The organism is Mycobacterium ulcerans subsp. shinshuense, assembly GCF_002355775.1.
GTDB classification, from domain to species: Bacteria; Actinomycetota; Actinomycetes; order Mycobacteriales; family Mycobacteriaceae; genus Mycobacterium; species Mycobacterium marinum.
In genome coordinates, this window is record NZ_AP017624.1 from 3,323,960 (window position 1) to 3,336,027 (window position 12,068).

8 protein-coding genes and 1 pseudogene are annotated in these 12,068 nt (G+C 64.2%); 3 read left to right on the forward strand and 6 right to left on the reverse strand.

Annotated elements, in window-relative coordinates; all coding sequences use genetic code 11:
- Positions 1 to 8 precede the first annotated feature (8 nt).
- Positions 9 to 1,028, reverse strand: a complete 1,020-nt coding sequence (locus SHTP_RS14865; protein WP_096372487.1) for an NAD-dependent epimerase/dehydratase family protein — start codon at positions 1,026 to 1,028, stop codon at positions 9 to 11.
- The gene (locus SHTP_RS14870) at positions 1,025 to 2,281 is read right to left on the reverse strand and encodes a nucleotide sugar dehydrogenase (RefSeq protein ID WP_096370998.1); all 1,257 of its coding nucleotides are present in this window, start codon (positions 2,279 to 2,281) and stop codon (positions 1,025 to 1,027) included. Before SHTP_RS14870 ends, SHTP_RS14865 begins: the two co-directional genes overlap by 4 nt.
- Before the next feature lie 290 nt (positions 2,282 to 2,571).
- On the opposite strand from SHTP_RS14870, the gene SHTP_RS14875 reads away from it, so the two are divergent.
- The 3 genes from SHTP_RS14875 (at position 2,572) to SHTP_RS14885 (ending at position 5,362) form a co-directional block, all read left to right on the forward strand.
- Positions 2,572 to 3,096, forward strand: a complete 525-nt coding sequence (locus tag SHTP_RS14875) for a GtrA family protein (protein WP_015356064.1) — start codon at positions 2,572 to 2,574, stop codon at positions 3,094 to 3,096.
- Positions 3,097 to 3,282: 186 nt separating this feature from the next.
- Positions 3,283 to 5,022: a hypothetical protein gene (locus SHTP_RS14880; RefSeq protein WP_231991484.1), complete on the forward strand. Its 1,740-nt coding sequence runs from the start codon at positions 3,283 to 3,285 to the stop codon at positions 5,020 to 5,022.
- A 127-nt stretch (positions 5,023 to 5,149) separates the two neighbouring features.
- A complete protein-coding gene (locus SHTP_RS14885; protein ID WP_096370999.1) occupies positions 5,150 to 5,362 on the forward strand; it encodes a dodecin in 213 nt (70 codons plus the stop codon).
- 19 nt (positions 5,363 to 5,381) lie between these two features.
- Here SHTP_RS14885 and lipL read toward each other — a convergent pair.
- From lipL to mutA, 4 genes and pseudogenes are all read right to left on the reverse strand, one after another.
- A pseudogene (gene lipL, locus SHTP_RS14890) lies at positions 5,382 to 6,662 on the reverse strand (esterase/beta-lactamase LipL).
- Positions 6,663 to 6,731: 69 nt separating this feature from the next.
- The gene (meaB, locus tag SHTP_RS14895) at positions 6,732 to 7,721 is read right to left on the reverse strand and encodes a methylmalonyl Co-A mutase-associated GTPase MeaB (RefSeq protein ID WP_096372488.1); all 990 of its coding nucleotides are present in this window, start codon (positions 7,719 to 7,721) and stop codon (positions 6,732 to 6,734) included.
- Between the two features lie 88 nt (positions 7,722 to 7,809).
- Positions 7,810 to 10,071, reverse strand: a complete 2,262-nt coding sequence (gene scpA / locus SHTP_RS14900) for a methylmalonyl-CoA mutase (RefSeq protein ID WP_011739647.1) — start codon at positions 10,069 to 10,071, stop codon at positions 7,810 to 7,812.
- Positions 10,072 to 10,076: 5 nt separating this feature from the next.
- Entirely contained in the window at positions 10,077 to 11,954 is a 1,878-nt protein-coding gene (gene mutA, locus SHTP_RS14905; protein ID WP_096371000.1) for a methylmalonyl-CoA mutase small subunit, read from the reverse strand.
- Between the last annotated feature and the right edge of the window lie 114 nt (positions 11,955 to 12,068).

The window sequence follows — 12,068 nt, forward strand, 5'->3', positions numbered from 1 at the left end:
AATACACGTCAGATCGTCCCGGCCTCAACCGCGTTCACGATCCACGGGATGACTTCGTCGAGCATGGCGTCAAGCGTAGTCGTCGCCTCGAAGCCGAGTACCTGGGTAGCTTTGTGAACGTCGGGAGAGCGCAGCTGCACGTCGTGCTCGAATGGCGGATCACTTTCGTAACGGAAGGGAGTGTCAGGGCGCATCTTGCGCCAGATCACTTCTGCCAGTTCCAGCACGGTGGTGGCTTCCGGGGTCGACAGGTTGAAGTCGCCGTTGAGTGCCGCGGGGTGCTCCATGCAGGTGCGAATCCCCCGGGCCAGGTCCCCACCGTAGGTGTAGTGGCGTACCTGCCTACCGTCCCCCAGGATGTGCAGCGGATCTTGGCCCTTGACGACCTTCTGGACCAGGTCTGGCACGACGTGGCTCATCGCGAGTTTGACATTTCCGCTTGGGATTTCACGGCCACCAAGCGCGCGTTGTTCACCGGTTCCGACACAGTTGAAGGGCCGAATGATGGTGTACGGCAGCCCGTACTGCTCGTAGGCACCATGGGCGAAGTACTCGCAGACCAGCTTCTGGAAGCCGTAAGTGCTTGTTGGAGGCGGGCATTCGGTGATGTGCTTTTCCGGCGTCGGGAAAATGCTGGCGTTCTCGAACACCATGGAAGAACTGATCACGTTGATCTTCTTCAGCCAACCCTTGCGGTATGCATAGATCGCCGTGTCAAAGTGGGCAGCCGCAATTCGCTCGTTCTCGGCCAGCAAGTCGTAGGCGTACTCGTGAAAATAGGTGATGCCACCGATGCGGGCGGCGCTGGCCACCATCTGCTCGCAACCCTCGACCAGCTCGAACATCAGGTCAACGTCTTTGACGTCGCCCTCGACGAAGTGGTAGTTGGGGTGGTCGTCGTAGCTCTTCGTTACCTTGCCGTACTTGGAATAGTTGTCGATGCCGACCACTTCGTGCCCAGCCTGCAACAGCTCTTGGATGACGTACCCGTTGATGAATCCTGCACTGCCGGTTACCAGTATCTTCACCGGGCCGCCGCCGTCCCCAGCTCCGCCAGGTTCGCCCCGTTGCACGGGTCAACGTCGAACTCGGTGACGTCCAGACACCCCCAGACATCCTCAACCACTTTGCCGCGCGGGACCCGAAGGCCCCGATAGGCGGAGTGGGGCACGCCTACAACAATGACGTCGGACCGGTCCACCACGGTCTGCAGCGGGTGGTAATCCTTGCCCTCGAGGAATGGGTCGTGCAAGATCACTTCCTTTGCTTCCAGCATCAGCAGGTGCCTGAGTTTAAAGCTGAGCGAGTCGCGCGTGTCGTCGCAGTCGGCCTTGAACGTCATACCGAGTATGCCAACCGTCTTGTCACGCAGATTAACCCGGCGCTTGAGCATGTTGACGATGAACTGCGGCTGGCCTTCGTTGATCAGCATGGCCGAATGCCCGAGCATGAAGTTGTTGTTGCTGAACGCGGCGAGCTGCATGGTCTCCTTGAGCAAGCACGGGCCGGCCGCGAGTCCGGCCCTCGGCAGGCTGTCGACGCGGCTGTTCTTGTAGGTCGCGGCATGGTGAACTCGGTCGAAATCGAGCCCCGCCTCGCGACTGAGCAGGTAAAACTGGTTGGCGACCGCGAACTGGATATAGCGGTAGCTGTTGCAGAAGAGCTTGGCCAGCTCAGCTTCTTGCGGCTCGACCTCGATGATCTCACTGGCTATCCCGGAGAAGAGCTCGCGGACCACCCGAAGTCCCTCGGCGTCGAATCCGCTGATGATCTGCGGGATGATCCGCAATTCCCGGATCGAATGTCCTTGGGCGATGCGCTCCGGACAGAAGGTGACGTGAACGCCAATCCCACGTTCGGAGAACATGTCGTGGACCCGCTGGCTCAGTCCCGGGTAGACGGTGCTTCGCAGGATCAGGGTCTGCCCATCGTGGAAGTACGGGCTGATCTCATCGATCACCCGAAAGAACGTGTGCGCCTGAGGCGTTAGGTATTCGTCGACCGGAGTCCCCACCACACAGATCACGATGTCGGAGTTGCGGACCACCTGCGAATCGGTGCTACCGCTGATTCGCCCGGTTGGCAGCAGCGGCTTGAGGAGATCCTCGGCTCCGGTCTCGATGAAGGGCATCCGCCCGGCCATGATGGTTTCCAAGGCTTCGGCGTTGGTGTCGAGGATGTCAACGTTGTACCCCTCGTCGGCAAGCACCAGCGCCAGCGGAAGCCCGACGTGGCCGGCGCCCCCGACAATACAGATCCGTTCGGACGGTTGAGTTGTCACGCGAACCGCCGCCTCCCCTTCACGCTCTCGGCCTCGTTAAGGGGTTGGACCATAACAAGGGCCGGTCGTTTGTCTAGATAGGTCTATATGGATGGTGTTGGAGCCTACGAGATCACCGCCAGAGCCTGCGGCATTTCTCGCGAACCAACAAGGCCGGTCCTCCCCGCGGCTCCGTTGACGACGGCAGCCTTTCGCTACAGCATTTCACGCGCGCCGCGAGCTTGTCTTTTGAATGGTGAAGATCCGGATTCCGGCCGCGCCGGCCCGCCCGGATTCTCGAGTTCTGGCCCGTGCCTACTTGGTTGCAGGTAACTTGGCTGACCATGGGGCCGGCGGGGGGCTGGATCATGCACACCAGCAGCGAAGCAGCGCGCAGAAAGCTGCGTTATGGCGCGGTAGCGCTGGTGTTTCTGCCCATCGGACAGGGCCTCATCCAGGTGCTGGGCCCGTGGCTGCACAACTACACCATCGCCTCGCTGCTGGCCGCGGGCGTGGCCACCATTCCCAACTTCTTCGCCAACAAGCACTTCGTTTGGCGGGCAACGTCGGGGGGCGATCTGCACAAGCAGGTGCTGTTGTTCTGGACGATGGTGATGCTTGCCGTCGTTCTGGCCACCAGCTTCACCTACCTCGTCGACCGCGCGATGGCCGCTGAGCCAACGCCGGTGCATGGCCTCGCCGTATTCTTCGCCCAGGTGCTTGGCTTCGGTGTCGTATGGGTCGGCCGCTTCTTACTCCTGGACAGGTGGCTCTTCAGGCTCGACCAACGTCCGGCCGGACACACCCACCTGGTCTTCAGCGAGATGCGGGCCTGATCCGGGATAACTTGCACGCATGCTTTCAACGCAGTCGGAGCGCGCCAGCTCCTGGTTTTCGGAGACGACATGGGGCTCCGCACGCTGGCAGCGTTGCCTGGCCGCACTTGTTGCCGTGGTCTTTTTCTGGCCTCAGGTACCCGTCGAAGCCCCAACCGGGGTAGACCCGTCCTGGCGCAGGCCGCGGTGGCGCTGGGCCAAATCCGCCACCTCGCGTGGGGACCCCAAATCGTCTTCACCTACGGACCGCTGGCCTTTCTGCAGGACAGTTCCTACTACTCACCGCTTCAGGCCGTGCTGTCGACGATCTATCAGGTAATCGTCGTGGCAGCGCTGTTCCTGGGTATCGCCGCGGCGCTGCGCCAACGACACCCACCGATGACATCGCTCGCATTGGCGTTCATGACCACCGGCGTCACCGCCATCGCGATGGGGACCATGTACCCCGAAATGGTCGTGCTGGCGGCCTTGGCGTGGGCCAGTGTTCCCCTGTTGCGGTCCGACCCGCAACGGTCGACGGTCTTCATCACCGCCACCGCGCTCGGAGTGGTGGCGGGATTTGAGCTGCTGGTCAAGTTCAACACCGGCCCAGTGGTCTTGGCCATCGCCCTGGGCATGTCGCTGCTGCTGGATTGGAAAGCACGGTGGCGGCACTGCACTACTGTCGCCGCGTTCGCCGCCACCGTTCCGGTCTGCTGGCCGCTCATGGGGCAACCACTGGGCAACCTGCCAACGTGGCTGCGGCTCAGCTCCGAGATCGTGTCCGGATACATCGATGCGCAGTCAGTGCCGATCCCCTTGGATGCCGGCGGCGCCGTCACCTTGACCCTAGTCTGGTTCGTTGCGCTTTTCGTCATGTTCTTTCGCGGCAGCCCGCAGATCCCACGCAAGTATGTGGTGCTGGTCGGGGTGACAACCGTGCTTGTCGCCAAGAGTGCGTTCGGACGCTACGACACGATTCACTTCGCCGCCCTGCTCGGACTGATGGTCGTTGCGATGGCGGTGGGGGGTGTGTTCGAAATACTTCCTCGGGCAGCCAAGTTCGTCGTCGTCGCCGTCGTCGTGATCTTTGGCGCCGGCGTGGTGGCGATCGAACTGCGCCCCCTCAGGGTGATACAGGCACCAGTGCGCGCACTCGACCGATTGGCAACCGTCGCCGTACCAGGTCACGCCCGCAGCCATATCGAGGAGGCCAAGGCACGCCAGCGTCGGCTCTATGACATTCCCAGCCGCTTCGTCAAGACGATCGGGCCGGATCCGGTTCACATCGACCCGGATGAAACCTCAGCCGTGTGGGCCTACGACTTCGCCTGGCACCCGGCGCCGATATTCCAGACCTACTCGGTCTACACACCGACGCTGGACAAGCTAAACCGCGACACCCTCGCGGCCGGGCCGGAGTTCGTCCTGTCGCTGCGATCGGCGACCTCGCCCGCCACCGGTATCAACGGACGGCTCGGCGTGCAGGAGAACCCGCTGTATTCGCGCGCACTGCTGTGCGATTTCCGCCGCAGCGCGGTGGAAGACCATTGGGCGCTGTTCACCCATACCCAGCCCCGGTGCGGACCGCTCACCCCGATCTCAGAAGTCGTTGTCCACGACGGCAAGCCCGTCCCGGTGCCCAAACCAAGCGGACCGGACGTGGCCGTCCTGGTCGGCGTTGATCTGGAGCCAACCTTCATCGACCGGCTTTTCATGGGATCGCTCGTTCCCCTGACCTCTTTCACGGTGAACCTGGACGGCGTCAGCTATCGCCTCATCGCCGGCAACTCCGCGGAGCCGTTTCTGATCAAGACGCCCGATTCCGTCAGCGCCACCAATCTCGAGATCGACTCCCGCACAATCGGTGTTGACCGGAGCCGGTCGCTGGGCCAGGGCAAGCCCACGGCGCGGCTGCGCTTTTACGAGATGCACGTCAGCCCCTGACGCTGGACGCGCTTGGTCATTTGCACCGAGCCAGCTGCGTGTCGGGCCTCATCCGGCGCCGACCACCGGCGCAAGATGATTCTTCGGACCCTCTTGGGACGTCAACACTCAAAGATAAGGGGACGAAATGAGCGATCACACCTACCGGGTAATCGAGATCGTCGAAAGCTCGGCCGACGGAGTCGACGCGGCAATCCGCAACGGTTTGACCCGGGCCGCCCAGACTATGCGCGCCCTGGACTGGTTCGAAGTCGAATCAGTGCGCGGCCATCTGGTTGACGGCGCCGTCGGCCACTTTCAGGTGACCATGAAGGTGGGCTTCCGGCTCGAAGATTCTTAGCGCTAGAACGCCCCTGGGCTCAGCCCGCGACGGCTCCCGGCTCCGAGTACGGCGCCCCGATGCCCGTGACCGGCTGGTAGCCACGCTCGCGGGCCTTGGCGGCCGCCTGCCGGATCAGGGCATAGATGGCGACGAAACCGGCGTGGTCGGTGGCCACCAGCGGAGTCAACAGCCGATTGTGCACCAGCGCAAACGCCACGCCGGTCTCCGGATCTGTCTATCCGACGGACCCGCCCATCCCGACGTGACCGAACCCCGGCATCACGTTGCCGATGGGCAGACTGTGGTAGCCCAGGTGAAAAGCCATCGGCATGAAGAGATTGCGATCCGGCTGCAGCCGCCGCTCGCCGGTCAGCCCCGCCACCAGCTCCCGCGACAGGAACTGGGTGCCGTCAATCTCGCCGCCGTTGGCGATCGCGCCGTACATCCGCGACAGCGCGCGGGCGGTGACGACTCCGTTGGCGGCCGGAATCTCGGCGTCCAGCATGGGGGTTTCGCCCTGAACCGTCGCGATGACGCCCGGAAAGTACATCGAACGGAATCCGCTGGAGAACTGGTTGGCGATCTTATGCGCCGCAAAGGTGACCAGCGGGTTGGCGGCGATGTCCTGCGGCATGATGATCTGGGCGACCTGCGTGGGCGAGCCCGCCGGCGGCCGGCCCAGATGAAAACCGTCGGTGTCCAGTGGCTCGGCGAGCTCCTCGCGGAACAGGACGCGCATGTCCTTGCCGGTCACGGCCCTGGCCAGGCCGGACATCAACCAACCGAAGGTAAGCGCGTGATAGGCCGGTTTGCCGAGCAGCCTTCCCGGAGCCGCCGCCGCCACCCGCTCCTCCATCACGACGTGATCCAGCAGGTCTTCCTGGCTGGCACCGCGCAGTCCCGACAAGCCCGCCGCGTGCCGCATCACCTCGCGGACGGTGAGCTTCTCCTTGCCGTTGGCCGCGAACTCCGGCCAGTACTGCGCGACCGGCGCCTCGTAATCGATCAGCCCCCGATCGGCGAGCCGGTGGATCACGGTGGCGGCCATGCCCTTGGTGGCCGAGAACACCATCGGGGCCGAGTCCGCTGACCACGGGACCTCGCCCTTGCGGTCCGCCCACCCTTTCCACACGTCCACGACAGGCTGGCCGTCCAGGTAGACCGCCAACGCTCCCCCACCAAACCGGCGAGCGGGAAACATGCTGGAGAACATTCGAACGACGCACGCAAATTGAGAGTCCGCAGCGCCGGATACACGATGGCCTGCGTCAGGGTCACCGTGGGAAGAAACCGCGCGGCGATTGACTCCGATGTTCATCGTCACATCTTGAATTTACTTGGATTTCATAGAGCCCAGTGTCAAACCCGGAATTAATTTACCATTCCGTTAGGACTGCGCGGTATCCAAAATTTGCTGGGCGGCCAGAGCGGGAGTCAGCTCCCCCGCCCGAACCCGGCGCTCGACGTCGGCTCGGATCTTGCGCACGTCCGGGTTGGACAGCACTCGGTCCAGCACCGCATCTCGCACCATCTGCCATGTCCAGTCCACTTGCTGTTCGCGTCGGCGCGCTTCGAACTCACCGGCCTCGGTGAGCACTTGGCGATGGCGCTCGACAGCTTCCCACAGCTGTGTCAGACCGGTTCCCTCCACCGCGCTCATCGTGAGAACCGGTGGCCGCCAGATTGTTTCGCGTGGGTAGATCAGCCTGATAGCGCCGGACAGCCCCCTGGCGGCCAAACGTGCATCGCGCAGATGTTCCCCATCGGCCTTGTTCACGACCACGATGTCGGCCAGCTCCAGCACACCTTTCTTGATGCCCTGTAGTTGGTCGCCGGTGCGCGCCAAAGTCAGCAAGACGAAGGTGTCGACCATGTTTGCGACGGCCACTTCGGACTGGCCGACGCCGACCGTTTCGATCAGAACCACGTCGAAGCCGGCGGCTTCCAAGAGCACTACCGATTCCCGCGTTGCCTTTGCTACGCCGCCCAGAGTTCCCGACGTCGGAGAGGGCCGGACGTAGGCATCCGGGTGCATTGCCAACCGCGCCATCCGCGTCTTGTCGCCCAGAATCGATCCGCCGGTACGCGTCGACGAGGGGTCAACCGCCAGCACGGCCACCTTGTGGCCCTGCTCGATGAGGTACATGCCCAGGGCCTCGATCGTGGTGGACTTCCCCACTCCCGGGACGCCGGTAATACCCACCCGATGGGCCTTCCCGGATTCGGGGAGCAGTGCCAGCAACAGCTCTTGGGCCTGCCACCGATGGTCGGCGCGGGTGGACTCCAGCAGCGTGATCGCCCGTGGCAGCGCGGCACGGTCGCCATTGCGCACGGCGGCGGCCAGTTGCTCGACCTTGGCGTCGTCCGGGGAGGTCACCGGCCCCACCTCATCGGACACGCCCTGGTGCAGATGCGCGGCGGAATGCGCGATGGCGTCACACTCACGCGAGTAGTTTTACCGGCCACTAGTCCAGCGGGTATCCCAGCCGCTCGGCCAGCTTGTGCAACAGGCCGATGGCGGCGTCGGCGATCACGGTGCCGGGCGGATAGATGGCCGTGGCCCCGGCGGCGTACAACTCGTCGAAGTCGCCCGGTGGGATGACACCACCGACCACGATCATGATGTCCGGCCGTCCCACCTTGGCCAGCGCGTCCCGCAAGGCCGGCACCAACGTCAGGTGGCCAGCGGCCAGCGACGACACGCCCACGACGTGCACGTCGTTGTCGGCGGCCTCGCGGGCCACCTCCTCGGGCGTGGAGAACAGTGAGCCGACGTCCACGTCGAACCCGATGTCGGCAAACGCCGTCGCGATCACCTTCTGGCCGCGGTCGTGGCCGTCCTGGCCCATTTTGGCGACCAGGATGCGGGGGCGACGGCCGTCCGCCTCGGCGAACTTCTCGACAAGCTCGGTCGCTTTGGAAAGCGGGGTGATGTTGCCGCCTCCTTGAACTTCGTCCCGGTAGACGCCGGCGATGGTGCGGATCTCCGCCTGATGGCGGCCATACACCTGTTCCAGCGCATCGGAGATCTCTCCGACGGTGGCCTTGGCGCGGGCCGCGTCGATGGCCAGCGCCAGCAGATTATTACCCAACCCGTCATCGCCGGCCCGACCGTGGGCGGCGGCGGCGCGGGTGAGCTCGGCCAGGGCGGCATCGACCGCCGCCTGGTCGCGGCCGGCTCGCAGTTCTTGCAGTTTGGCCAGCTGCTCGGCACGTACCCGGCTGTTTTCGACCTTGAGTACCTCGATCTGCTGGTCCTCGTCGACTTGGTACTTGTTCACCCCGATGACCGGCTGCTGGCCGGAGTCGATGCGCGCCTGGGTGCGCGCGGCCGCCTCTTCGATGCGCAGCTTGGGAATCCCCTCGCCGATGGCCGCCGCCATGCCGCCGAGTTCGGCAACCTCGTTGATGTGAGCACGTGCCCGCTGCGCAAGCTGGTGCGTCAGCCACTCCACGTAGTACGAGCCCGCCCAGGGGTCAATCGGACGCGTGGTACCCGACTCCTGCTGCAGCAGCAGCTGAGTGTTGCGCGCGATGCGTGCGGAGAAGTCGGTGGGCAGCGCCAGCGCCTCGTCAAGTGCGTTGGTGTGCAACGACTGGGTGTGCCCCTGGGTGGCGGCCATCGCCTCGATACAAGTGCGGGCGACGTTGTTGAAGACGTCCTGCGCCGTCAGCGACCAGCCTGAGGTCTGCGAATGGGTACGCAGCGACCGCGATTTGGAGTTCTTCGGCTCGAACTTCGCCACCAGCTCACTCCACAACAACCGGCCGGCACGCAGTTTGGCGACCTCCATGAAGAAGTTCATCCCGATGCCCCAGAAGAAGGACAGCCGGGGCGCGAACTTATCGATGTCCAGGCCCGCATCCAGGCCCGCTTTGATGTAATCGACACCGTCGGCAAGGGTATATGCCAGCTCCAAATCCGCTGTGGCTCCGGCTTCTTGGATGTGATAGCCGGAGATCGAGATGGAGTTGAACTTGGGCATTTTCACGCTGGTGTAGGCGAAGATGTCGGAGATGATCCGCATGGACGGCTTGGGCGGATAGATGTAGGTGTTGCGCACCATGAACTCTTTGAGGATGTCGTTTTGGATGGTGCCGGCCAGTTTCTCCGGCGGCACGCCCTGTTCCTCGGCCGCGACCACGTACAACGCCAAGATCGGCAGCACGGCGCCGTTCATGGTCATCGACACCGAGACCGACGATAGGTCGATACCGTCGAATAATTGCCTCATGTCGAGAATGGAATCGATTGCTACGCCCGCCATTCCAACGTCGCCCTGAACACGGGGGTGATCGGAGTCGTAGCCGCGGTGGGTCGCCAGATCAAAGGCGACGGACAGCCCCTTCTGGCCAGCGGCCAGATTGCGACGGTAGAACGCATTGGAGTCGGCAGCGGTGGAGAAGCCGGCGTACTGGCGAATGGTCCATGGCTGGTTGACGTACATCGTCGGATACGGGCCCCGCACATAGGGCGGCTCCCCAGGAAAGCTGTTCACCGGATAGCCGTCGGCCTGCGCTGCCCTGCGGTCGGCACCGATGTAAACGGGTTTGACCTCAATACCTTCCGGCGTCTGCCATCGAAGTTGATCGGTTGCGTACCCGTGCGCAGCAGCGGTCGCTGCTACTTGTTTCTCCACCGACGCTTCGGTGGCCGACGCCACAGCGCGCTCGCCATGAAGTGGTACGTCAGCGAAACTGCCGATGGCCGATGCAGTGGTAGTCATCGTGGCTACGCTCCCAACCGCGTGAGCAGATCGGACAGGGCTTGCACCGCATTGATTTTCGCGGTCAAGAATTCGTCGGGCCGACTCGCGACGTCAACCGCCTCGTCCAGTGCGCCCGGCGGTCCGGCCAGGTAGACCCGGGAGATGCCGGCCGATCTTGCCGCCTCGACCACGGCGGGCGCCTCGTCCCGATAACGGCGGTCGGTGCCGCAGATGACCGCGACCGTCGGCGAACCCGCCTCAGCTACCGCCGTTGCGACGCCTTGCGCGTCGACGGTTCCCGGATTGAGCGCCTCGACGCCACCCGAGGCCAAGAGATTCGATGCGAAAGTCGCCCGAATGTTGTGTTCAGCCAGCGGACCCAGTGGCAGCAACAGCACCCGCTGTCGCGCTCCGGTGTCGGACAAGTAGGCATCCGATCGATCGCGCAATGTCTCGAATTCGGCGCCGTAGCGCAACAGCTTTCCGCAGCCGTCGGGCGAGAAACCGCGATCCGGTTGCGGCAGAGCAGATTCGTCGAGGTTGGGAAATTCGTTGACCCCGGTGATCGCGATCCGCCGATGCGCGATGTCGTCGGCGCGGCGTGCGGCGAGCTCGGCGATCTGCCCGGCGACGTAGTCATGGGCGTTGGCAAATCCGCCACGCGCCTCGATGGCCTGGAAATGCTGCCAGGCGTGTTGGGCCAGTTCTTCGGTGAGGTCCTCGACGAACCACGACCCACCGGCCGGGTCCAACACGCGCCCCACGTGGGACTCCTCCAACAGCAACAGTTGGGTATTGCGGGCGATCCGGCGCGCAAAGCTGGTGGCCGTACCCGGAAAGCCACCCGCAATCGCGACATCGAAGGGATGAACCAGTACGGTGTCCGCACCGCCGACACCCGCGCCGAAGGCGGCCAGGGTACAACGCAGCATGTTCACCCACGGGTCGCGTTGGGTCATCATCGGCAGCGAAGTCTCCGCGTGCAACGTCGCCGCCCCGCCATCCGGGTCACCGGCGACCTCGGCGACCCGGGCCCACAACCGGCGCGCGGCTCGCATCTTGGCCAGTGTCATGAACTGGTCGTCATCGGCGGCCAGCCGGAGGCCGATCTGTGCCAGCGCGTCGCCGATCGAGAGACCGGATTCGGTGAGCAGCCGGAGATAGGCCACCGCCGCGCCAATGGTGGCCGCGAGTTCCCAGGCCGCAGTCGCGCCCAGATTGTGAAACGCCGGCCCGTCGACGGTGATCGTGCGCACGCCTCGATCACCGGCCACCCGTCCCGCGATCGCGAGTACATCGTCAATCGAGGGGGCGGGACGTCCGCTCAGCGTCGCGGTCAACGGATCGGCGCCCAGATCGATCGACATCGTCGCGCGCTGGTCGGTATCCAGCCCAGCCGCCAACCGCAGCATCGCCTCGCTGGCCGCCCGGTACTGGGCACCGGCATCCACAATCACCGGCGCCAGGTTCAGATACACACCCGCGAGCAGCCCTTCGAGCTGGTCAGGCGCCACGCCGTGGTCCCCCACCCGGACCAGCAGCGCGCTGACGCCGTCACCCAACATGCCCAGCAGCGCCTGGTTGGCGTCCACCACGGACGCATCCGGCTGCGGTACCGCCTCGACGACCTTCCAGCCCGAGTTGACGTCGCGCAACGCGTCGCCGCCCCGGACGTAGGGCCACTCGCCCGGCAGCGGTGGTTCCGGCAACTCGTCGAAGGCACTGTAGAGCGCCCGGATGGCGATTCCGTCGTAGGTGGGAGTGTTCAGCAGCCGTTCGGGTTGATCGCCGAACCCGGCAGAATCCGGCCGCACGGTCTTGGAAAGAACACCGGCGACCGCACTGCGCCAACGCTCGCGAACCTGTTCTAGCTCGGCGAGCTCGGGTACATCAATGGACACCGACTGCTCCTATTTACGCAGCAATTGACAACTTTGTTTCCGGTTGCTCTTGGCCTGCCACTAAACTAATAAGGCTAGTTGATTGGAGCCGGGGGCTAGGTGACCAGGTGCAGC